This window comes from Bacillus sp. B4EP4a (assembly GCF_006680105.1).
Lineage (GTDB): Bacteria > Bacillota > Bacilli > Bacillales > DSM-1321 > Peribacillus > Peribacillus simplex_E.
Window position 1 is genome coordinate 1 of sequence record NZ_VHIK01000026.1, and the last position, 24,489, is coordinate 24,489.

18 protein-coding genes and 3 pseudogenes are annotated in these 24,489 nt (G+C 38.7%); 3 read left to right on the forward strand and 18 right to left on the reverse strand.

Annotated elements, in window-relative coordinates:
* Positions 1-144: 144 nt before the first annotated feature.
* The gene (locus FNK51_RS13520) at positions 145-1,059 is read left to right on the forward strand and encodes a DMT family transporter (RefSeq protein ID WP_141993682.1); all 915 of its coding nucleotides are present in this window, start codon (positions 145-147) and stop codon (positions 1,057-1,059) included.
* A 179-nt stretch (positions 1,060-1,238) separates the two neighbouring features.
* On the opposite strand, the pseudogene FNK51_RS13525 reads toward FNK51_RS13520, so the two are convergent.
* The 10 genes and pseudogenes from FNK51_RS13525 to FNK51_RS13565 all read right to left on the reverse strand — a co-directional run.
* Positions 1,239-1,519, reverse strand: a pseudogene (locus tag FNK51_RS13525) (DNA alkylation repair protein); the annotation flags it as partial.
* A gap of 203 nt (positions 1,520-1,722) precedes the next feature.
* Positions 1,723-3,285, reverse strand: a complete 1,563-nt coding sequence (gene sdaAA, locus FNK51_RS27535) for an L-serine ammonia-lyase, iron-sulfur-dependent, subunit alpha (RefSeq protein WP_141993684.1) — start codon at positions 3,283-3,285, stop codon at positions 1,723-1,725.
* 67 nt (positions 3,286-3,352) lie between these two features.
* Positions 3,353-4,534 carry a M20 family metallopeptidase gene (locus FNK51_RS13535; protein WP_141993685.1) on the reverse strand — a complete coding sequence of 394 codons (1,182 nt, stop codon included), beginning with the start codon at positions 4,532-4,534 and terminating at the stop codon, positions 3,353-3,355.
* Positions 4,535-4,549: 15 nt separating this feature from the next.
* Positions 4,550-5,785, reverse strand: a complete 1,236-nt coding sequence (locus FNK51_RS13540) for an MFS transporter (protein WP_141993687.1) — start codon at positions 5,783-5,785, stop codon at positions 4,550-4,552.
* A gap of 162 nt (positions 5,786-5,947) precedes the next feature.
* Positions 5,948-8,266 (reverse strand): helix-turn-helix domain-containing protein, encoded by a 2,319-nt coding sequence (locus tag FNK51_RS13545; protein WP_181762256.1) that lies wholly within the window; start codon positions 8,264-8,266, stop codon positions 5,948-5,950.
* 208 nt (positions 8,267-8,474) lie between these two features.
* Entirely contained in the window at positions 8,475-9,035 is a 561-nt protein-coding gene (locus tag FNK51_RS13550) for an HPP family protein (RefSeq protein ID WP_141993690.1), read from the reverse strand.
* 180 nt (positions 9,036-9,215) lie between these two features.
* Positions 9,216-9,752 carry a GNAT family N-acetyltransferase gene (locus tag FNK51_RS13555; protein WP_141993691.1) on the reverse strand — a complete coding sequence of 179 codons (537 nt, stop codon included), beginning with the start codon at positions 9,750-9,752 and terminating at the stop codon, positions 9,216-9,218.
* Between the two features lie 230 nt (positions 9,753-9,982).
* Positions 9,983-10,969, reverse strand: a complete 987-nt coding sequence (locus tag FNK51_RS13560) for an NAD(P)-dependent alcohol dehydrogenase (RefSeq protein WP_141993693.1) — start codon at positions 10,967-10,969, stop codon at positions 9,983-9,985.
* Positions 10,970-11,147: 178 nt separating this feature from the next.
* Positions 11,148-11,254 (reverse strand): annotated as a pseudogene (locus tag FNK51_RS26575) (hypothetical protein); the annotation flags it as partial.
* 209 nt (positions 11,255-11,463) lie between these two features.
* Positions 11,464-13,179 (reverse strand): ABC transporter ATP-binding protein, encoded by a 1,716-nt coding sequence (locus FNK51_RS13565; protein ID WP_141993695.1) that lies wholly within the window; start codon positions 13,177-13,179, stop codon positions 11,464-11,466.
* A gap of 219 nt (positions 13,180-13,398) precedes the next feature.
* Here FNK51_RS13565 and FNK51_RS13570 point away from each other — a divergent pair, with 219 nt between their 5' ends.
* Positions 13,399-14,640, forward strand: coding sequence for an MFS transporter (locus FNK51_RS13570; protein ID WP_181762257.1), 1,242 nt, complete (start codon positions 13,399-13,401; stop codon positions 14,638-14,640).
* A gap of 201 nt (positions 14,641-14,841) precedes the next feature.
* Here the strand turns inward: FNK51_RS13570 and FNK51_RS13575 are convergent, their stop codons facing one another.
* The 6 genes from FNK51_RS13575 to FNK51_RS13605 all read right to left on the reverse strand — a co-directional run bounded on the left by FNK51_RS13575 (position 14,842) and on the right by FNK51_RS13605 (position 21,135).
* On the reverse strand, positions 14,842-16,104 hold the full coding sequence (locus FNK51_RS13575; protein WP_141993697.1) for a LysM peptidoglycan-binding domain-containing protein: 1,263 nt from the start codon (positions 16,102-16,104) through the stop codon (positions 14,842-14,844).
* Positions 16,105-16,313: 209 nt separating this feature from the next.
* Complete coding sequence (locus FNK51_RS13580; RefSeq protein WP_179890961.1) at positions 16,314-17,063, reverse strand: (S)-benzoin forming benzil reductase; 750 nt, start codon at positions 17,061-17,063, stop codon at positions 16,314-16,316.
* A gap of 792 nt (positions 17,064-17,855) precedes the next feature.
* Positions 17,856-19,313, reverse strand: coding sequence for a cardiolipin synthase (gene cls, locus FNK51_RS13590; RefSeq protein ID WP_141993699.1), 1,458 nt, complete (start codon positions 19,311-19,313; stop codon positions 17,856-17,858).
* Between the two features lie 235 nt (positions 19,314-19,548).
* Positions 19,549-19,812: a metal-sensitive transcriptional regulator gene (locus FNK51_RS13595; RefSeq protein WP_098369447.1), complete on the reverse strand. Its 264-nt coding sequence runs from the start codon at positions 19,810-19,812 to the stop codon at positions 19,549-19,551.
* Between the two features lie 171 nt (positions 19,813-19,983).
* Positions 19,984-20,427 (reverse strand): SRPBCC family protein, encoded by a 444-nt coding sequence (locus FNK51_RS13600; protein WP_098369446.1) that lies wholly within the window; start codon positions 20,425-20,427, stop codon positions 19,984-19,986.
* 183 nt (positions 20,428-20,610) lie between these two features.
* Positions 20,611-21,135 (reverse strand): DUF4309 domain-containing protein, encoded by a 525-nt coding sequence (locus FNK51_RS13605; protein WP_260399701.1) that lies wholly within the window; start codon positions 21,133-21,135, stop codon positions 20,611-20,613.
* Positions 21,136-21,551: 416 nt separating this feature from the next.
* On the opposite strand from FNK51_RS13605, the pseudogene FNK51_RS27225 reads away from it, so the two are divergent.
* A pseudogene (locus FNK51_RS27225) lies at positions 21,552-21,638 on the forward strand (hypothetical protein); the annotation flags it as partial.
* A gap of 297 nt (positions 21,639-21,935) precedes the next feature.
* Here FNK51_RS27225 and aspA read toward each other — a convergent pair.
* Together aspA and FNK51_RS13620 are read right to left on the reverse strand one after the other, a co-directional pair.
* Positions 21,936-23,366 (reverse strand): aspartate ammonia-lyase, encoded by a 1,431-nt coding sequence (gene aspA, locus FNK51_RS13615; protein ID WP_098369444.1) that lies wholly within the window; start codon positions 23,364-23,366, stop codon positions 21,936-21,938.
* A 23-nt stretch (positions 23,367-23,389) separates the two neighbouring features.
* Positions 23,390-24,379 carry an asparaginase gene (locus FNK51_RS13620; protein ID WP_098369629.1) on the reverse strand — a complete coding sequence of 330 codons (990 nt, stop codon included), beginning with the start codon at positions 24,377-24,379 and terminating at the stop codon, positions 23,390-23,392.
* Between the last annotated feature and the right edge of the window lie 110 nt (positions 24,380-24,489).

The following is a 24,489-nucleotide window of genomic DNA, read 5'->3' on the forward strand; positions in this document are numbered from 1 at the left end:
CTATTATACAAAATAATATATAAAGTAACGAACTATAATGTTAAAATTAGCAGTAATTAATTATGAAAATTGAAATGTCATTGTGCACAATGGCTTCGATCTTTTTTCACTTAAACTGTGAAAGATGAAAAGGAGCAAAAAGATATGCAGTATTATTATTTTTCGTTATTACTTTTAACAAGTTTATTATGGGGCGGGAACTTTGTCGTAGGAAAATCGCTTGTCGGTCATGCTTCTCCGATGACTTTGACGAGTTTAAGGTGGATCATTGCTATTAGTTGTCTTTTGCCAATTGTATGGTGGAAAGAAAGAAAGATATTTCCCCCTCGAACTGCAATCCTTCCTTTATTTTTGATGGGAATTACTGGTGTGGTTCTATTTAATCTTTTACAATTTGCAGCATTAGAGAAAACATCCGCCACTAATGTTGGATTAATATCAACATTAAACATGATTTCAATTGCTGTTTTTTCATTTTTCTTTTTAAATGAAAGAATTAATATTCTACAAATGTTTTCTATGTTTTTTTCGCTTATTGGCGTAATACTTGTACTTTCAAAAGGAAATATTGATCTATTTCTTTCATTGCGATTTAATACAGGTGATTTATATATGATGGCTGCTGTATGCGTTTGGGGAATATATTCCGTTTGTAGCAAATGGGCCATGATAACAACTACACCCATGATGTCTACATTATATTCTGGTATATTTGGACTTATAGTCCTTCTTCCGTTTAATTTTTCTAATTTTACAGTGTCTAATATAAATACTTCTTTCATCCAATCTATTTTATATACAGGCGTTATCTCAACTGTAGCATGTATGGTACTTTGGAACATTGGTGTACAAAAATTAGGTACAACAACATCAGGTATTTTCTTGAATTTTAATCCTATTTTCACTGCAATTTTAGCCTTTCTATTATTAGGTGAAAAAATGACGTGGGTACAAGGAATTGGTAGTGGTATTGTGATTATAGGCTGTTATTTGTTCTCACATTTTAAAGCGAAAGTGATTTTTAAAAAGAATTCTAGACAATCGCAGATTCAAGCATGATTTTTTTCAAAGTCTATAAACGTAATATCTCTCGTGATTAATTTTCTATATATACATTAAAGCCTGATCCAAGGTGGATACAGGCTCGTTTGTTCAAAAACTTTCCGGATAAAATATGTAAGATGTCAAAATTGGCACTTTTTTCGTTTAAAACCAAGCCTTCCTTTATCGACTTCTTTTTAAATACTTTCGTAAGCATTTAGAAAACTGCTTTTTTTCTTGTCCCGTTTGACTTCAACTGTTCCTATTGCCTTTGCAGTCTCGACTGCCTTTTCATGGAGTGGCAAATATGAAATCCCCACGGTGTATAGAAAATTATTCATAGCGGATTTCGTTCGTTCAGGAGAATCGTGAATCGTATTTTCTCAATATCAAGCATATTGGAAATCTTGCTTTCTGAAAATTCAACATCTAGCCGATTCCCTAAAAGCTAGCTGTAGCAACTCCAGCCCGCTGACAATCATACTTTCACCCAGGCTACTAACACAACTGATGAACATAATGGATAAACCAGCATATAAAATAAACAACCATCCTTAAGATTATATACAAAAAGCATTCGGAACGAATTAATTCCGAATGCCTTTTTGAATTTAATCGCATACCATGCTTTTTGCATCAGCGAAAATACGGTCGCGAGATTAATGGATAGTTTTTAGGAAACTACTTAGTTTGAACTAAGACAATTTCGTCAATAATCGGAATCTCTCTTTTTAATAAAGATAAGAGAGTTTCTTCAATTGTATTGTCGATTTCACAAACCGTTATTGCTTCACCATTGATTTTGGAACGTTCATTGGCCATTCGGGCTATATTGAACCCTTTTTGATAAAGAATATCCGATAATTCGGCAATAACCCCTTTTTGGTCGGAATGACGGATCACAAGTGTTGGCCGTTCTCCTGAAAATTTTAATGGATACTCATCGAATTCCTGAACCTCCACTTTACCACCGCCTAAAGAGCTGGCCAAAACCTTTACAGTAAGTGTGACGCCTGTCAATTCTACGAGGACTGTATTCGGATGATAGCTTCCAAGAACCCTTTTCGTGAATTCATATTGTAAGCGATTTTCTTCAGCAATTTGTTGGGCATTTGGAATACCATCATCCATTGTAGATAACCCAAGAACACCGGCTAATAGAGCCAGGTCTGTTCCATGGCCTTGATAGGTTTCGGCGAAAGATCCCATCAGCGAGAACTTTGCATATAATGGATTTTCGTTTAATAGCTGGCGGGCAATATTCCCGATTCGGACAGCCCCGGCTGTATGAGAACTCGAAGGGCCAACCATTACCGGACCGATGATCTCATACGCACTTTGGTATTTTGCCGGCCCACCGCCACTAGTTTTTCCGCTTAGAATCTGCTTCTTTAATTTTTGCCCGGTCGGAGTTCCGGCGAGACCTCCTATCCCGGTTTCTCTCAACGATTCGGGCATTTGCTGTCCGACTTCATGCATCACATGAATCACTTCATCCGGTGGGATGATACTGGCTATTCCAGCTAAAGCCATATCTGCAGCAGCTTGTGCGGTAATTGCATGTAAACCGTTGCGGATGATGCACGGGATTTCCACCAGCCCAGCAACCGGATCACATACCAACCCCAGTGAATTTTTCAAAGCAATTCCTACGGCATTTCCAACCTGCATTGGTGTTCCACCGGCAAGCTCTACTAGGGTGCCGGCAGCCATTGCGGTTGCTGAACCGATTTCAGCTTGGCACCCGCCGGCTGCCCCTGATATCGAAGCTTTATTTGCAACAACTAAACCAAGGGCAGAGGCAGTGAATATTGACTGTACAATCTGCTTTCTGGTAAATTTCCCGCTGGCAAGGGCGTGAACAAGGACAGCTGGCAAGATTCCCGCTGACCCAGCTGTTGGCGTCGCCACAATTCGCCCCATAGCAGCATTTACTTCCGATACCGCGAGCGCATTTGCTGCAGCATTCAATGTTTTGGGATTGACAAAGGAATTCCCGTTTCGGGCATACTGATAAAGACGGTTTCCATCCCCTCCCGTCAAACCAGTACGCGACATGACTGGACTCATTGTACCTCTGCGGACAGCCTCCTCCATTACAGTAAATTGTTCCGACATTATTTCTGTAATCGTCTCCCTGGAACAACCTTTCTGTTGTACTTCTGTTTTGATCATCAATTCCGAAATGGTTGTTTTCTCCAGCTCTGCTAGTTCAATTAACTCTTTCAAATTGGTAAAAGACATGTGATCACTCCTTAAGGATACGGTTCCCACGCCGTAAGCATAAGAACCGTATCCTTCTTCCCTTTGTTTACTTCTGTCCAAAATATTCTATAACTACAGCTGCCATTGCTTTTGCTGCGATGATAAGGCTGTCCTCATTAATGACAAACTTAGGATGATGGTGAGGATAAACTGGACCATCATCCGGCTTTGCTCCAACATAAAACATACTGCCAGGAATCTTTTGCAAATAGTAAGCAAAATCCTCTGACCCAGACATTGGCGGTGTTTCCACTAACGCTTTGATTTCAGGAATTCCGGCCTTTTTAATCCCATTTACAACCAGTTCTGTCATGGCATTATCATTCACTAAAACAGGGTAATCATGTGAGTATATTAAGTCATAGGTAATGTCAAATTCTTGAGCAAGCCCCGCTAAAATTCGCTTGAATTCAGTTTCCACTGTAGCACGAACTTCACTGGACATGGTTCTAACATCTCCCTCAAGTTCCACGCTGTCCTTTATAACATTAAATGATCCCTTTCCATCAAACGAGCCAATCGTTACTGTCGCCATATCAAAGGGATTGATTCGACGGCTGACAATCGTCTGGGCTGCTACAACAAAATGGCTTGCTGCGACAATACTGTCATTGCTTGTATGCGGCATCGAACCATGTCCGCCTTTTCCTTGGATTTTCACTTTGAAATACGAGCGTCCGGCCTGCATTTCTCCAGCACGATAAGAGACTTCCCCGGTCACCGATGGGGACATAAGGTGAATGCCGAAAATACTATCCACACCTTCTAAGCATCCATCTTCAATCATTGCAATTGCTCCACCAGGAGGCGTTTCTTCCGCAGGCTGATGCAAGATAACAACGTTTCCCCTTAATTGGTCTTTTATTTCAATTAATGCTTCGGCTAGGATCATTAAATAGGCAGTATGTCCATCATGACCGCATGCATGCATAACACCTGGATTACTCGATTTAAATGGGACATCTGCCTCTTCCATAATTGGCAGTCCATCAAAATCAGCACGCAGGGCAACCGTTTTACCTGCGAGTCCGCCTTCGATTGTCACAACCACTCCATATCCGCCAACATTTGTCCGTATTATTACATTTTTATCTTTATAAAAATCAGCAATGTATTGAGCCGTTTTTTCTTCTTTAAAAGATAATTCAGGATGTTGATGGAGATATCTACGAATTTCTATCATTCTTTCTTTTTTCTCTTCAAGTTTTTGCATTAGTTGATCTAACATCATATTCCCCTCCTATTATTTTTCTGCTTTAACGGTAAGTATTACTAGACCGCATATTACAACGGCTATTGCCAAGGTGATGAATACGATAGAAAACGATCCACCGGCCATAGAAATTAAAGCACCGAATGCCATTGGAGCAATAAAGCCACCAAGCGTTCCACCCGTATTGACGATCCCAATGGATGACCCAATTACTTTCTCAGGTAAAATCTTGTGCGGCCAAGAGAAAATCCCCACAAAGATCGTAGTTAATAAAAATGTAAGCACATATAAGAAAGCAATGGAAAGGGCCAATGAATTTGAAAATACTAAACCAAGAAACAACAAGGATGAAACTACTGAACAGCACATTAGCAGTAACTTTTCCTTACCAGCAAAATATTTTGTCAATAATACACCTGCAAATATGGAAGCTAGCGTTCCCCCAATAGCGTTCACTGCCAGGATTATCCCAACCGTACTAATGGATAGTGTAAATTTTGTCTTTAAGAAGGTTGGCAGCCATGACATATTTCCATAAAAAGCTACATTCGCAAGCAGCATAGCAACGAATAAAATAATTACATTTCGATTGGAAATCACTGATTTAAAACTAACTTGTTTCTTTTCAGTTTTCGTTTTGGCAGTTGGATGGCTATTAGGTACCAAAAAGGCAACCAAAAGTAACGAGATCGCAAACATTGTCCCCAGTGCATAGTAGGCATAATGCCAATCCAAGTCAATCAGCCGTGCCCCAATCACAAATGCCAAAATTCCGCCAATTCCACTCGTTGACAAAATGAGCGATTGAACAAAAGTTCGTCTTTTTTTCGGGAAATTTTCGGCGATTCCTTTTGAACAGCTTGGAGGATAGCCTGCATGGCCAATACCAGCCAAGAAACGAATCAAAATAAACATCAATAAGCTTCCAGCAAAGCCAAATGCGAATGAAAATATTGTAATAAGCGAAAGCGAAAGCATTAGTACCTTTTTATATCCAATCTTATCTGCGAGCCATCCACCAGGTATCTGCATTAAAGAATAACCCAGGAAAAATAAACTCATTATCAAACCAGTTTGACTTGTTGTTAGATGGAATTGTTCTGCAATTGGGATAATTGCAGTCGAAATCATGTTTTTGTCCATGTAAATCATGGAATAACCAGCCATTAAAGCTGTAGTCAACAAAACTCCACCGGTATTTTTTTCCTTTGATACCGAAAGTTTTGCTTCGCTTTGCTTCTTAATCGTTCCTTGAGAAACAGACATAAAAGGCTACCTCCGAAATAATATTTATGTAATCGCTTTCTTGTCTTCATTATAATTATTTTAAGTATTGAAAACATTCCAATCATTGTCGAAAACTTACCCCTTCATTTGCCCTTTTTCATTACTTGGCTTTACCGGACAACAAAAAAAGACCATCAAGTTTTAACCTAATGGCTTAATTTCAAAGAGATGTATGGCATTTAACGTCAAAGTGGATTGTAAAAATAGATCCGAGTCAATGTTTTCCTCATAGATTTGCAAATCTGGATAAGCTCGCTGCTTGAGATACGTAATGATCTCTTGGTCATAGATATACTGCTGATTGAGATTGAGCCAATTAAAGTAAAATGCACCGTTATTTCTATCGAGAATGTGTTTGCGAATTTGATAAATGCCAGAAGGCAGCCCTGAAATCATGATTTTCTTTTCCTTGGTTAAGGAGCGCAAAAAGAAACCTTCGACAGAATAAGTGGGATTAACATAGGAATTGTTATAAATAGCCAATTGATACCCTTGTTTCCCCTTCGTCAGTACAAAGTCCTCACCTTCGGCTAAAATCTCTAGTCCTATTTTCGCGATTAATTGCATGTTAAAAAACGCCGGACGTTTTATTTGATAATAATAAAGCAGGGCAATTCCATTCATTGCAATATTTTCATTATCCATATTACTTTTTTCTAATGAATGGGTATCAATCCAAAATCCCAAACCGGAAATCTCTTTTATAACATCAAGCATGTCTTTAAAAATGAGAGCTGATCGAAAAAAAGTTCCACTTAAATTTACTGTATTACCGTAGAGTGTATTCCAGTTTGTCAGGTAAATTGGTGTGCCAGCCAAGCCAGCTGACAATAGCTTTGCTTTTAATTCGATACACGATTTCTTTATATAATCTTTTACTCCCTTAAAGGAACTGTTATCCATATCGGTAAAGTCAACTTGTTCATTTGGATTGCAGCTAAAGCAAACCAGGTCAATTTGATCCATTTGCTTTAAAAATTCAGTAATAGGGACTGATAATCCTTTTTCTAAGGAAAAAGGCACTTGAACTCCGACCTTTGCGGTGGAAGCCCTCTTTTTCACAGTATGAAAGTATTGTTGATAAAAAGTCCGGGCAGTTTGATCCCACTCCGAGAAAACCAATTCAAATTGCCATTTCCCGACAAAGGCATCGCCAAAATAACTGACAGCGTGCTGTAAAAATTCATCTAACATCTTTATATAATCCGGGCAGCTTACTACTTCCTTTTCAATCTCCACACTAATGAATGGAATTAAACCCAGCCTTTGAAACTCGTTAAATAAAGCATCAATCTTATAATACGGCCCACCTATTTGCAAAAGCGGATCGATTGTCGTAAATGTTTTGGAAAATAGGTTCGTGAAATAGGCATATTCAAAATGGAGCTGCTCCTGAATAAGCTTTAATTCTGCTTGGACCTCTTCATTTAAGGCATATTCCAGCTGTCCAATCACCAATAATCGCTTGGCTTTATCCCTCACAAGAACAGGCTCTTGCGGCAGGTTGATATGTACCGCCGAAACTCCCGATTCTTTCACCTTAACACTTTGGTCCTTTTGCGAAATATACTTGCTCAATTCAATTAAAAAGTGCGGCGAATTCACCAAGGTATATTGTTCGCTTATATTATTTACTTCCTGGAAAGGTTCTTTTTTGTGAAGACCTCGATATTCGGTAGGTGTTTGATTGTACATTTCCTTAAAAGCCTTGTTAAAAGCTTTCACATTTGGAAAACCATTATTTAACGAGACTTTCATAATATTATGATCGGTATATAACAGCTCATGAACAGCTGATTTCAAACGGATTTGTTTTACATATTGTGAAAAACTCACACCAACAGCCTGTTTGAAATAACGGGACAAATAGTATAGGGATAAATATTGCCGTTTGGCAATCTCTTCAAATGACATCTGTTTGCGATAATTTTTTTCAATAAAAGTAAGGATATCCCTAATTCTTTCATCCTTCATTTCATTAAATCGATTCTGCCCGAGATGTTTTGTTTTGAAATTCCGGATAAGGAGTGTAACTAACTTGAAAATCTGGCTGTTGATTTCGAGTTCACTTCCGTCCTGCTCTTGGTAATGTGCGATCAAAATTTCAGCCAAGAGTTGACGGATTTGGTCAAAAAGAAGATATAACCCGCTATCCTCTTTAGATGAACGGCAGTCGAAATAACACACATGAATATCCGGATAATGCTGCTCGATGGAATGAAGGGGAATTTGCAGCAATAGAACTACATTGTCTTCATGCCCCTTTACGGTATGGACATCATTAGCATTTATAAGCATAAGATCATTTTCCGCCAAGTGATAGGAATCTTGATTGACCATAACCTCAATTTCTCCCCGGATAACGAAAAGAATTTCAATTCCTAAATGGATATGCTGCGAGTGATGGCGAATATTTTGCAAACTGATTAGGTAAGAATCTTCTATTACTGGTTCAGACATGAACATTCACCTTTTTTACTGGGATTTTACCACTGCCCATCATACTTTAGCAAATCAATATCAAACGCTATTTTTCATGTAATATGATGGTAAGTAAGGTTTTTAATTCTATTAGTAAGAAAAGCCACAGCTCCCCGCCTATTGAAGTAAAGTAGCAGTACAATAAGCGGGGAAACAGTCATATATATAAGTATATGAAATAGGTTTTTCATAACCAGTGTTTTGGATACTGTCTTGTTTGAAATAAATTATTATAAATCATCGATATAAAAACTAATAATAAGGTACCTATTACAATCGGAATCAGGAATCCCCAACCAACTTGAGAATTGATCGAAACAAGGGCACTAGCCGCTGCGGGAGGGTGAACGGTTTTTGTAAAAGTCATAATAATTAATACAATAGCCAGTACCAGACCGATAATGAATAGACTTTTACCGAAAATGCTCCAAATGATAAGGGCTGTTGTTGTAGAGATTATATGTCCTCCAATAACATTACGGGGTTGTGACAAGAGACTTTTATGCGCACCAAAAACAATAACACAGCTCGCCCCAAGAGGAGCTAGTGCCATAGGATATCCTAAATAAACAGCTATAAAACTAATAATGATAATAGCAATGAGTCCACCTATAGCTGAAACAAAGGAATCCATATAATCAATTCTGTGTTTTTCTCTAGCTTCGCCCTTCATTTTCTTTAAATATGCTGTTAAACCAGTGTTTTGTTGATTACTCCAACTTTTTTCAAGACTTTTTTCGAATTCCATAATTTATGTTTTCCTCACGTTTTCTAAGTAAGTCGACAAGTCGACAGGGTTTTTATATATTGATATCTTACAGGAAAACCATGAATTTTTAAATATATATCTGAATTTCCATTTTTGTTTTCTATAAAACAGTTAACAATCTCCCCTTAGTCTGTGAAGCTTTCATTATAGTTTGTTATTTTAGTGAGGATTTGCCGTTATTAAAGAGTATAGATTAGTATCAAATGAAACATCATTCTGGTACATATAATTTCTCAATATCCCTTCTTTTTTGAAACCTAAATTTGTCAACAACTTATTGGATGCTTTATTTTCAATAAAAACAATTGCTCCAATACGAGTTAGGTCAAGCTCTTTAAAACCATAAGAAATCACCTTACTGACAGCTTCTGTTGCATAACCGTTACCCCATTCATTTTGGAAAAGTGCATAGCTCAGTTCTGCTCTCTTATGTTCATGAAACCATTCTTGTAATCCAATTGTCCCAATGATGCCATCCTTCCCTTTCAATTCAATTCCCCATTTAATACCGCGTTTTTCATCGAAATCCTTTGAAAAATTCCTAATGATTTGCTTCACCTGATCTGTATTTGTTAATGGAGTTTGCCCATAATATCGTAATACCTCTGGATTGGAAAAGCATTTTAATATATTTAATGCATCACCCTCCACCAATTCTCTCAAGATTAACCGTTCTGTTTCTAATATAGGAAACATTTTTCCACTCCCTTTGCTTAAAATTAGATTCCTCTTAAAAAATCTTGGCCTATTTCTTTCAGAGGCTCACCTCAATAAATTTATGGCGCAACCCCCGTACGTATTACCCTGACTACTGATATATCAGACTTCCATTTTAAAAAAGGTCAACCAGTATAAACCGGTTAACCTTATAATTAGAACACACCCTTTAGCTTTTTAAGAGCTTGTTTATTATCTTGTATCATTTATTAGGATTTGCTGTTATGTTCGATTGTTATCACGACATTCCCCTTCTTGTGTCCTTTCTCTACATATGTATGGGCTTGAACTATTTCTTCAAACGCATAATATCTGTCAATGACCACTTTTAACTTCCCCGCTTCAACAAGTTCATTGAGGAAGTTTAGAGCTTCGGGGGTTTCAGGAGAATTTTGACTCAATATCAGCTTTTTGCTGGTTGTCAATTTAGTCCATAGCATTCGAACACCGGGTACCGGTACGGTGACATTTAGATAGGTTCCGTTCTTTTTCAGCGATTTCATACAAGCTGAAAACGGACTCTTGTTTACCGCTTCAAAGATAACATCATAAGTCTCACCATCTCTGGAAAAATCCTCTGAAGTGTAATCGATGACCTTATCGGCTCCAAGAGATTTTACCAATTCTACATTCGCGGTACTGCAAACCCCTGTAACTTTTGCTCCGAAATACTTGGCAATTTGTACTGCATAACTTCCGACACTTCCTGAAGCCCCATAGACAAGAACCTTTTGACCTCTCTGAATGTTAGCTTTTCTAAGATAAAACAATGCTGTACGTGCCCCAATTGGAATGGCTGCGGCTTCCTCAAAAGATAAATTAATAGGTTTAATGGTAACTGGCCCGTCTTCAGGCAAGCACTTATACTCGGCATAAGCACCATAACCGACTTGGGAAGCTGCAAAAACCTGGTCACCTGCTTTAAACAACTTGACATCTTCTCCTACTGACTCAACTTCCCCAGATAACTCCAAACCCAATATGGATTTCTTTGGACGCCTTAACCCCATTATTATCCGAGCAGGCAGCCAAACAGAGAGGGGAACTGTAAAGCTCCGTGACCGAATATCCCCCATTGTTACCGTTGTCGCTTTCACTTTTACCAGTATTTCATTCTCCTTAGGAGCAGGTTTTTCTACCTCTTTCAGTTGAAGAACGTCGGGGGGACCGTACTTGGTGTACACAATTGCTTTCATTTATCCACCTCCAATTCGTTATTTTCACTTAATATCTACGAATCTTCAAAAACTGTATTTGAACAATACTGCTCCGCCGGATTTAAAATACTAAATCTAAACGCGTTTACATTAGCTTACTCTCCTTCATTTATCTTCATGCCTCTAATAAGAACTTCAGGATCGTGTAACTTAAGTATTCCATCCTAACATCAGCGGGTATATAATATTTTTCGTTTCACCGACAAGAGGATGCAATAATAGTCCATCAACGGATTCCAATGCAGTTTTTTGCAGGTATTCATTCACGGTCTCTTTTTTTAAAAGACTAAATAACGGCAAATGTTTCTCCTATTTCTCGATTATTTCATTAAGTGGATTCCTAAGTTGTATATGGTTATGTTTGTTATCCTTTTTAATTTCATTTTTGAAATTATATGAAATCATTATTGATTGAACTCCACACCATTCTATTAAAAAAGCTATATGTCCTTGTGAGGACATATAGCTTTTTATCATTTTTGAAATTGTAATTGATGCAGATTGGCAAAAATGCCCCCCTGCTTAAGTAAGTCATCGTGACCGCCCTCTTCAGCAATTCCTTCTTCCGTTACTACCACGATTTTGTCAGCGTTTCGAATGGTTGCCAAACGGTGTGCGATGATTAACGTAGTTCTGTTTTCAGCTAGTTCAGTAAGAGCCTGCTGAATAATTCTTTCCGTTTCAGTATCGAGTGCAGAGGTTGCCTCATCGAGAATTAATATTGGCGGATTTTTCAAAAACATCCTTGCTATTGCAATCCGTTGTTTTTGTCCTCCCGATAATTTCAAGCCGCGTTCACCTATTTGAGTCTCATAGCCTTCCGGAAGTCCTTCAATGAAAGTCTCCAAATGGGCTCTCCTTGCGGCTTCTTGAATTTGTTCATCCGATGCGTCAAGCATTCCGTACGCAATGTTCTCTTTTACAGTTCCTGTAAAAAGAAACACGTCTTGCTGGACAATGCCAATTTGTGAGCGCAATGACTTTTTCGTCATCTCACGAATATCAATTCCATCAATGGAAATTGAGCCGGCATTAACATCATAAAATCGTGGGATCAATGAACATATAGTCGTTTTCCCGGCTCCTGAAGGCCCGACAAAAGCGATGGTTTCACCCGCTTTAACTGTTAGATCAATACCTTTTAAAACCGGCTTTTTATCTTCATAGTAAAAATAAACGTCTTTAAAGGAAATATCACCCAAAAGGGTGGTTACCTTTATTGCATCCTTTTTATCCACGACATCAGGACCGACATCCAGAAGTTCCGTAAAACGCTTAAAGCCGGCCATCCCTTTTGGATAGAGTTCCATCAACGCACTGATTTTGTCGATCGGTTTAAATAATACGTTAACGTATAAGACGAATGCAACCAGTTCACCATAAGAGAGCTGCCCATGAAATGTTAGCCAAGCTCCTATCACCAACACGGCAAGGGTCATAAACCTCGTCATCATGTAAATGCCTGATAAGCTAAAGGACATTACCTTATATCCAAGTAGTTTCGCTTTACGGAATCTGCGATTATTAGTAGAAAATCTTTTCATTTCATATGTTTCATTAGTAAAGGATTGGACAACCCTCACCCCTGAGACGCTATCTTCCACACGGGCATTTACATCTGCAACCTCTGTATACATTTTCTTCCAGGCTTTATTCATCTTTAAGTTACTTATGACAATTAATAAAACGAGGAACGGTAAAATACAAACCGATATGAGTGCCAATTTCACATTGATCGTCAACATAATCCAAAATGCACCTATAAAAGTCATGAAGGCAATGAATAAATCTTCGGGACCATGGTGAGCAAGTTCACCAATATCGAACAAATCATTGGTTATGCGGCTCATGATATGGCCGGTTTTCGTGTTATCAAAAAAACGAAAAGATTGTTTTTGCACATGCTCAAATAATTCCTCACGCATATCAGTCTCAATATTGATACCCAATTTGTGACCCCAATACCCTACGATGAACTGTAAGAAGGTACTAATGATATAAATGAGGAACAAACCGGCACTTACCGAAACAATTGCAGACCAATCGTCGCCAGGCAGCAGTGTATCTATAAACCACTGAACGGCTAGCGGAAATGCAAGTTCAAGTATAGCCACGACCACTGCACTGAAGAAATCAATAATGAATAACCGCTTATGCGGCAGGTAATATGAAGCGAAACGTCGAATCATCAAATTTTTCTCCTTTTTTACATATATTAAGGAGTATAATTCCATATTCAATATTCAGCAAGCATTTCAGAACCCCCATTTTCATATTATGGTAAAATCATCTATATAAAGCAGCCCAACCCGGCTCATGCAATCTATTAAATTAAGGAGTGAATCCAGTGTAAAAAAATAACCATTCTAAATATCCATGAACTTTATTTTCTTAAAAGGATGGTATTCATGAAAAACACATCGTTTCGATGCCTTTGGATAGGTCAGGCGTTTGCAAATCTAGGGGATATATTTTATGTAGTCGGGTTGATTTCACTATTATATACCATAACGGGATCTGCCTTTTATTTGAGTTTGCTTCCGTTCACTACAACGATTTTTCGGTTTTTCAGCAGTTTACTTGCCCCCCTTGTCATCGACAGGTTTCCATTAAAAAGAATCCTTGTACAATCTCAATGGTGGAAAACTATCTTACTCGTTTGCCTAGGAATCTATATAACAAATTTCAATCAAGGTTTTTCTGTTGCCGTCATTTTCTTCATTGCCTTGATATCATTATTGGATGGAGTCGCAGCCCCGGTCAGCGCAGCTTTGATTCCTCAATTAGTTCCAAAAGATGAACGGATGAAAGCGAATGGTTTCTTGAATGTGATCACTCAGACCATCTTTGTTGCAGGATGGCCACTAGGTTCCGTCTTATTGATAAGCACCAACAGCAGCTTAATCATTTGGCTTACTGTCATGCTTTTTGCCGTTTCAACGATCTATACTGTGAGAATCGAAATCTCAGAACAAACGACGGACTCTGTTGCTCCGACAAACTGGGGTTCCATTATATCCGGATGGGTTGCGATTCGCCAAATCCCAACTATCCGTACACTCATTTCAATTGATTTTATAACTACTTTAGCTTCAAGCGTGTGGGTGGCTGCCGTTATCTATTTATATGTAGAACAGAACCTGCAACTTGGTGAGGAGTGGTGGGGATACATTAACACAAGCTACTTTGTCGGCATGATTTTCAGTGGATTGATCGTCATCCGTTTTGCCAAGATACTAGAAAGATATATTGGATTCTTCATCACTTTCGGGCTATTTTTAAGTTCACTGCTGATCTTACTTTTTGGAACTACCAGTATTCCAGCTTTGGCTTTGCTGCTGGCATGCCTGTACGGCCTCCCAGAACAAATCCGGGAAATAATCTACACCAAGCTATTCCAAGACCATGCAACGGAAAAGACTCTTGCAAAAATTTATGCCGCTTGGGGAGCGGTCATCAATCTTACATTTGCCGGCTCTGTCTTACTATTAGGCTATATATCGGAAACATACAGTGTCAAAACAACGTTCCAATTTTCTTCCACCCTGATATTCCTTGCTTTTCTTTATGCAACGTTTAAAAGGAAGGACCTACAAGGGGGAAAATGTAATCAATCACCGTCAAGTCAGTCATCTAATATTCCAAGATGATGTATTTCTTTCGATTCAACATAAAAAAGGAGCCTTTGTTTTCAATGGCTCCTTTTTTATGTTTCAAGGGCCCGTCGAAGAATATTGTCGCTCTTTAAAATATTGCTCGGAGTGATTGGCTTGCCCCTGATAAAAGCTGCACAACCAAACAAGGGAAAAAAATATATAACGCTTCTTTTCACCTCCTGGCACCCATTCATTCTATTTGATAATCCAGATATTCTTATCTAAAAACTCCCAATTCTGAGGGAATTCCAAACCAATCTGCCAATAAGTTGCACCTATAAGTTCATATGCATCAATCATTTCATATTTTGCGCTTATCGATCGAATATCTTCAAACCAAACGACATGGTTCGAATTCTCTCTTCGATAAGAATAGGTAGGGGACGCTGCTGAAGTGTCAAAAGTTATTTCAGAGCCAGTTGCAATGGCAAGATTTTGGGCATTTTGAGCTGATAAAGCTTTAGTCTCGTGGCTTGGTACTATCCAATCGTATCCATACATAGGAAAAGCCGACTGCAGTTTATACTCAGGTATAGTCGACAATGCATAACGAAGAACCTCGCCCATCCACCAAAGTGGGGAAATGGGTTCAGGCGGTCCAGTTGGATACCCATAGTCAATGGTCATCACGGCAACAAGGTCGGCTGCCTCTCCGATTCCCCGATAATCATGCCCGCCTACAATTCGATTATCAGGATTATCCGCTGTTTTTGCATGTACGTTCACATGCAGGATCAGTTCGTTCAACCCCTCCTTTAATTCTTTTAAAAAAAGTACATAATCGGAACGCCTGGCAGGTGGGATGAATTCGATGTCCATACTGACACCGGCATAGCCTTTCTCTGTAACGAAATTCAGCATACTATTGATTAAATTCGCTCTATATACTGAACTAGCAAGGACATCGCCAGCCAAATCCGCATCAAAATCACCATCTTGGAAGTTCCGGATCATCAGTAGCGGCTTCACCCCTGTCTGCTCGCATTTCGCAATAAGGGGGAGATCATCACCATCAACGTATGCATTTCCTTCCCTTGTAAACGAATAAGCTACAATGGCTAAATAGGATAGTTTATCACCATTCTGCTCAAGTGTTTCAAACACTACTCCACCTGAAGTAGGGAAAGCAAAACCCAGCGTAATCAATTGATTTTTGTAAGGAGACGGAATTAAAATTTCCGTACCGACTTTTAACGAGTTTGCAACGATTCCTGGATTGGCCTCCATGATTTCCGCTGCACTCGTACCAAAACGACTGCCGATTCTAGTAAGGGTATCCTGACTTTTAATTAGATACCTCCGATTCACCGCTTTTTCATTAGGTATATACAATGCCAGGCCAGGGACCAAAGTTGTTGATTCCAATCCGTTTACTTCAATTATCCTCGATGGGTCAACTTTATTTTTCGTGGCAATTTCCCAAAGACTGTCACCTTTTTGCACAATAATGATCGTCATTTAAAGCCCTCCAAACTCCCTCCAAAAAAGTTTATGTCATTCAGGTAATTGGATAGAACGCATTATCACATTTCCTAATGATGATATCCTGGTTTTTTAGACTTTATTTTAAATGGGAATGAAGGATCACAAAAAAAAGAGGCTGTCCTAAGGGACAACCCCACTCTATAAGCCATCAGTTGATTTTTCGTTTCACATACTCCCATACATCAAAGTAAATTCTTAATATCGTAGAACTTCCCATTCTCCAAATCTTCCGCTTCAAGAAGCTGCAAAAGTTTATCTGCCACAAATTCGGGGCTTCTTAACATGCCATTTTCTTTATATTCATGAAATTTGTCTCGATCCGAAAAGTCCCGTTCGTCTGCTGACCGGATTGTCCCTTGCATCTCCGTATCCATTACACCTGGTGAAAAAGAGATGAGAGACGTAGGGAAAGATGTTTTATCCTGTTCCAACCCTGCAACCCGTGTGAACATTTCTAGCCCTGCCTTAGTGCTGCAATAGGCTGACCAGCCATGATAAGGGTTTTTTGCTGCTCCTGAAGATATGTTGACCATTACCTTCTTTCTGTTCCAGTCCTTTGTCTGTTTAACGAATTCATCAGCCAATACGATGGGTGCCATGAAATTCACCCGCATGATTGTTTCCAAATTTACTATACCAAGGTTTCCTACCGGCTTTATCGGTTCAATGACACCTGCATTGTTAATGAAATAAATGTCACTTGTTTCATCGACAGCAGCAAGAATCTCATTGACTAAGGAAGGTAACTTTTCAGTTTCATTCAAGTCCATCGAAATATATGTAAGTTTCGTCCCGGATCGGTCAGCCATCTGCTGCATTTCAGGATGGGCTGTACGGGAAACTAAGATGCAATGATCACTCGTTTGCAAACATCCTTTGGCAATGGCAGCCCCTAAACCTTTTGAAGCTCCTGTGATTATAAACGTTTTCACGGCATTTCCCCCTTTTATGGATATAAACTATTGTACCAAAATGGAGTCCGGAATGGTCTCCTGCCGAATTCCTTTCACTATTTTTACCGAGGAGATGATTACTATAATTTTAAAACAGTCTTGGTTATACTCCGTGATTTTTTTCATTTATATGAAATAAATCCTCACTGGATTTAAGAAATTCGCGACACTCATGCCGAAAATTTGCTAGCCGAGACCCCGGTGACGCTTGCTTTGATGAGGCTTGACAGACAGTCGGTGGAAAGGGGATTTCTGAAAGAGGGTTTGTGAAATGATTTCCACTCCAAGCACTCGCTTTCCGCGGGCGGTCCGGGAGCCTCCTCATCGCCTTTGCGCCTGCGGGGTCTCCCCTGGACGCGCTTTTCCCGCAGGAGTCTCGTACCTTCCATTCCAATCAACTTTGTTTTTCTTTTAGATAGAATACGAATAACCCTAAAAAAACTGTAGACCGACAATAGAACATGCCTGTCTTAACTTTAGATAATTATTACCAAATCATTAAACCAAGACTTGGTTATATTCCGTGATTTATTATTTGCGACACTCCTGCCGAAAACTGGCTAGCCGAGACCCCGGTGACGCTTGCTTTGATGAGGCTTGGCAGACAGTCGGCGGAAAGGAAGCGGATTTCTGAAATCATAGCTAGAACTTTTTTGAGGGTTTGTAAAATTTTGAACGTTTTTCAAAAAAAAAACTGCAGGCAAACTCGCTTTTTACGAATTTGTCTACAGTCTGAGTGGCCCATATAGTAATGGTCCGCAACTTTAAAAATTATAATATGGGTGATACCAGCCTTGCAATGGACTCTTTAAAACGAATCCATTTTGAACGCTTTTCAAAGTCTTCAATTGTAAGCTGCCTGCAGACTTCAACATCCTTATAAAAAATCCTTGTCAGTGTTTCGGCCATTCCTTCATCATAAATGAAGGCATTTACTTCAAAGTTCAATTTAAAACTACGGACATCAATGTTAGCAGTCCCCACCGAGGAGACCTCTTCGTCCACCACGATCATCTTCGCATGAATAAAGCCGTTATCATAGATGTATATCTTAGCTCCCGCTCTTAATAACTGCCCTGCATTGAACGTTGTTGCCCAATAAACGAAAAGGTGATCAGGTTTATTCGGAATCATGATTTTTACATCTAACCCTGATAAGCTGGCAATCCTGAGTGCATCCAATAAACTTGCATCCGGTATGAAGTAAGGTGTTTGAATGAGAATCGATTTCTTTGCTGAAGATATTAATTTAATATAGCCATTTTTAATTTGTTCCCATTCAGAATCCGGCCCACTTGTTACTATTTGCAAATCTATATTGCCTTGAGGCTTTAAAACAGGGAAATAATGTGGCTGATAAGTTATATCATGGTGCTTTGATGCCTGATTCCAATCCAGAATAAAACGGGTTTGAATGGCTTTGACAGCCGAACCCTGTATTCGAAGGTGTGTATCACGCCAAAAACCGAATTTTGGATTAAGCCCTAAATACTCATCACCAACATTAAAGCCTCCTACATACCCTACTTTTCCATCAATGATGACTAGCTTTCGATGGTTACGGAAATTCAGCCGTAAATTTATAAATTTTAATTTGGATGGGAAGAATGCCTCCACTCGCCCTCCTGCCTGCCTAAATTCCCTGAAGAAACTTTTAGTCATCCCCCTGGATCCCAGCTCGTCATAAAGAACCCGAACTTTGACGCCTTCATTCGCTTTTTTAGTCAAAGCTTCAATGAATCGTTTACCCAGGCCATCCCTTTGAATGATGTAGTATTGTATGTGTATATGGTTTTCTGCCACTTCGATATCTTTAAAAAGCTGGTCAAACTTATTTTTTCCTTCCGTAAAAATATCGACTTGATTATCTTCAGTAAGCACGGCATCATTGTTCCGGAGATGCATATAAATCAAATCACGGTAATTACTTGAAGAGGCATTTCGAAAAGGAAAATGATCCGTTGAAAGCTCTTCCATCTGTTTATCAAGGATTTCTTCAATCCCGATTTTCTTCTTGTCCTCCCATTGGAATAAGTGGGCGTGCCTTAAACTCGTACCAAAAAGGAGATATAAAATAAAACCAACTACAGGGAGAAAATATAACACCAATAACCAAGCCCAGGTGGTGCTCGCTTCCCTTCTTTCAAAAAATATGACAATCGTGGCAAATAAAATATTTAGAATGATGACGAGGCCGAGCAAAACCGATGTAACATGCGTAAATTCCATAGTATACCCTCACTCAATTTTTATCCCTTTAAGGATACCATGCAAATTCTTTATATCAAAGGATTTGCTTATCAGAAATGAAAACAGAGAATTCAAAAAAATGGACCCCTTCCTGTAGAGGCCCATTTTAAAAAAATCCATCCACCCTGGACACTAGAATTTCTTAGATTGGTCAAATTGTTTTCAAACATTGTCTTAAAAATTCCAATTCAACAATAACCATAAATCTAATTGCTTATCGACTTTTCACTAATAAATTCACAGCTTCTTTTACTAGCTCTTCGGGATTCTTTTCTCCGGCTTCATTAGCCTCCCGGACGCATTCTACAAGATTTGAACTTACTATTACCCCGATTGTCCTATCGATTGCAGATCTAGTGGCAGATAACTGCGTTACTACATCTCTGCAATCTTTGTTTTCCTCCATCATTTTCAATATCCCACGAAGCTGTCCTTCAATTCGCTTCACTCTATTTTTAACCTGCTTATCATATTCCATGTGAGGCCTCCTACCCTGCCTATTACTTATGAATCCTATCCAGACATCCATCATAAAACCTATTCAGTTGAAATGAAGGATTGATAAAAATCTTACAATTTATAATACATACCACTTAGGTATAATTGTCAAGTGCCAATATTCAATAATGATAGCTCCAATATGTAATTTCTATTTTTGTACTAGGAGACTTTGTGCAACTGCCTCAGAAAACTCGATCGTCATTTGGGGAACGTAGGTTTTTAACAAAGCATTGACGATAGGGGCTTTGGCTCCTTTTGCCGTAATCGCCAGGCAGCCAGTCATTTTAGTCTGCCCAATTCCGCACTGTTCTGCTAAAAAATAGCCATGCCCATCAAATTTTTCATTTAATCCCTTAAGTTTAAATGTTACCTTTTCGGGTTCAATCCATTCCAATATATTCACTTCAAGTTTTACTTTCTTCTTCATTAATCCCAAATCGCTTTTAAACTCCCAAATGAGTGTCCTTTCATTCATCATCTCATGATTGATATATCCTGGGACAAGAGGTGCCCAACGATCTATGACACTGACAAATCCCCATACCGTTTTTATTGAAACTGGTAAAATGATACTATGCACACCTTCTGACAAAGCAGTTCCCCCCCTTAATCATTCTATTTACATCTTTTTAATGTATGGCTGAATCATATTGAATAGAACGGTAAGCTTGGTTCTTAAACAAAATTCTCCCTGTGGTAAGAAACCATTTAAAGATAACAGCAAAGAATCGCCCCTCGGCAATAAAGGGACGATCCTTTTTTGTCGTATTCCTTATCAATCTGACGCCAATTCAACCGTATACATACTCAGTCTTGGATCAGGGTTAATCCAGGCGCTTTCAAACACGAATACCACTTTATAATTTGCGTAATCGGTATAAGTGACATAGTACATCCCTTCTTGCTCCACCTCACTTACAGGTTCACCAATCAATCCCTTCAACATGGATAAATGGATGGTTTGCAATTGCGGATCAAAATCATCAATGGCGGTAATCGTTTTTCTTCCTGTTGAACCGTCGTAGAGGAATCGGATATTATGGGACCAATAATTGGCCGCAGCGGTACTTAAATCTTCCGGTACACCCCAGGCTTTTTCCACTTTCTTCAACGAATCACCTACAGAAAATTGACCACTATTAATGGTTTGCTGGGATTCATAGGCTAAACCCAGGATCTGCCGAATCAAAAGGTCTGGCGTGGATTGTGATGTTAAGGAAGATGAAGCAAAAGCAGGCTGCCCACCAAACATGAGAAATGCGAGCATTAGAAATGTAACACTCCGGATAAAACGATTCACTTGTTTCAAAGCTATCCTCCCTTTCCACCTGGAAATGACTAATTACATTATTTTAAATATCTTAAAAAAGATGAAAATTTGCGTATGTCATTCCAGTTGGTTTTACATTTACTATTAATATTCATTGGAACTTTGGACACATACCATTCGTTTAGGAAAAAACTTAAATTGAAATATTAAGCTATTTAACTTGACGCCAATGGTGCCTTCTTTGTCCGAGTGGGCAAAAAAAATGTTCACAGCTTTTCTTGTGAAGATAGTTAATTATTAAAAGTTAACGATGGTGGAGATTTGGAGAACTCATGCTTTAATAGGACCTTTTAAATAAAGAGCTGCTATTTTGGTATGAGTTTTTTATATGTATCATCATCAATACTTAACTTAATTAGGTTCAAAAAATATTATATTAAGGAGGAATTGGATTCCCAATTTACGGACCTGAAATGTTAATAGGTCTACAAGCACTGGATTTAGTTCCTAAAAAAGCTGCAGGCACTGCAGCATGACTGACTGGCTTATTTGAATATTTAAGATGATCTGTAGCGGCTAATGCTATTAGATATATTCCATGGGGGATGGATTTTTTATGAATAGTTATACACCCTCCATGATTAGATCGACGGTCAAAAAATATCTGAATATTCAGATATTAATACCTAAAAGCAGTTGACGGACGGTTTGGGTAACATTTCATAAAGGAATGTATATAATAAATGACTATGCCTTTATACCAACGGTCCTAAAGGCATAGTCATTGCATCAAAAATCATATAGATTAATGTTTTCTACTAAAATACTGGTTATTGCCGATCAAAAAGAGAAGCTCCCGCTATACCGGGTTTTGTCATCTCGTAAGGATTTAGAATGAGATCCAATTCTTCTTCTGTCAACACATCATATTGTAAACAAAGTTCGCGAACTGATTTGCCTTTTAATATCGCTTCACGCGCAATTCGTGAAACCACTTCGTACCCAAGGTGCGGATTGACTGCTGTAATCACTCCAACACTTTGTTCGACATAATCTTTTAAATGTTGCTCATTAGCTTCAATGCCTTCTAAACAATAATCTGTAAAGACATTGAAAGCATTGTTCATTATGCTAATTGATTGCAATAAATTGAATACAAGGACTGGCTCCATTACGTTCAACTCTAGTTGTCCTGCTTCTGATGCTAAGCAAATCGTATTATCGTTCCCGATTACTTGGAAAGCGACTTGATTAATTAATTCTGGCATTACTGGATTTACTTTTCCTGGCATGATGGATGAACCTGGTTGACGTGCTGGAAGTGTGATTTCTCCTAATCCCGCTCTCGGTCCTGAAGCCATCAAACGTAAATCATTAGCAATTTTAGACATATTCATCATACATACTTTCAATGAAGCTGACACTTCAGTATATGCATCCGTATTTTGAGTTGCATCTACTAAATGTTCTGCTCCTACAAGCGGCAAGTTACTGATTTCAGCTAAATATTTAACAACATTTTCAATGTAACGAGGATCTGCGTTCAATCCCGTTCCCACTGCTGTTGCCCCCATATTCACTTCATATAAATGTTGACGTGATTGACTGATTCGTTTTATGTCCCGATCCAACACGCGACTGTATGCCTCAAATTCTTGACCGAGTCGAATTGGCACTGCGTCCTGAAGATGTGTACGTCCCATTTTGATAACATGATCAAATTGTTTTGCTTTATTCTTTAAAACCGTACTCATCTTGGTCATTGTTTGTAACAATTGCTCTAAAAGCCGTAGTGTTGATAAATGAATGGCAGTAGGGAATACGTCATTGGTTGATTGCGACATGTTAACATGGCTATTTGGACTTAATTGTACATAATCCCCTTTATTGTGTCCCATGAGTTCTAACGCACGGTTGGCAACGATTTCATTAATGTTCATATTCATCGATGTACCTGCGCCGCCTTGAATTGGGTCAACGATGAAATATTCATGCCACTTTCCATCGATCACTTCATCAGATGCTTTGACGATAGCGCTTCCAATACCATCATATAACCGTTTGGTATCCATATTTGCTAAAGCGGCTGCTTTTTTAATCATTGCTAATGCACGAATCATTTCTTCATTGACTTTGTAACCGGTAATCGGAAAATTCTCTACAGCGCGTAGAGTTTGTATTCCATAATAAACATCTGCTGGAATTTCCTTTTCTCCAAGAAAGTCTTTCTCGATTCGGTATGTTTTCTCTTCTATCAACATTTCCTCTTGCCCCTTTGTTTGTTCTATAATGTAATGTCCTCTGCAATCGGTGTTTCCATCATTTCCTTCACTTTTTTGGGATCTTGTGTCTTGGCTAAAATCCACATCATCTTAGGAACGATGGCTTCTGTATTCATATTTCTGGAACGAATGATGACATTCTTATTCACTTTTCGTCCCACTTCGTAAATATCCATATCTTCCCCTTCTTCTAAACATTGGGTAGTAATGACTACGGATATTCCACACTGTACCAACTCATTCAATTTTTCTAAAATATTTCTTCCTTGAAATGGAATACCACCGCTGCCATAACTTTCAATTACGATTCCCCGACATTGATTTTTCAGAGAATCAAAGAATTCAGGCTTAATACCGGGATGCAGCTTAACCAAAGCAACATCAGTACATAGGGAAGCATCTAACTTAGCTTCCTTTTTCTTTGGTGAATGAACTGGCTTTAGATACTCAATTTTATCTTTGAATATGGTAGCGATATATGGATAGTTAATACTTTCAAACGAATCATAGCTTTTAGTTCTCAATTTAATGGCCCTAGTACCCTGGATGACTCTACCATCAAAAACAACATATACTCCTCCAATATCTTCACAAGCAAACCGGATCGCATCAGAGATATTTCTTTTGGCATCTGTCTTTTTAAAGGCAATTGGGATTTGAGAACCTGTAATGACAATTGGCTTCCCTAAATCTTGTAACATATATGAGAGCGCAGCTGAAGTGTAAGCCATTGTATCTGTTCCATGGGTAATCACAAAGCCATCGTAATCATGGTAGTGCTCATGAATGGATTGTGCCATTTCTGTCCAATCTTCCGGCTGCATATTTGTACTATCAATATTCATCAAAGGCTTACTATCAATCTGATAAAGTAAATCCAATCCCGGCAGGTGTCCTAAAAATTCGTCAGCTTTCATCTCTGGAACAAGTCCATTTTTTCCTTCTAACGATGCAATTGTACCACCTGTAGTAATTAACATCAACTTCTTCATTTTTGACTTCAACTTCTCCAATATACTACCCCCTATAAAGCCTCCCTGTTTTACAATCATTCAATCATCTTAGAAAAGGATGTTTTCGCTGTAAATGTACATGTTACGCG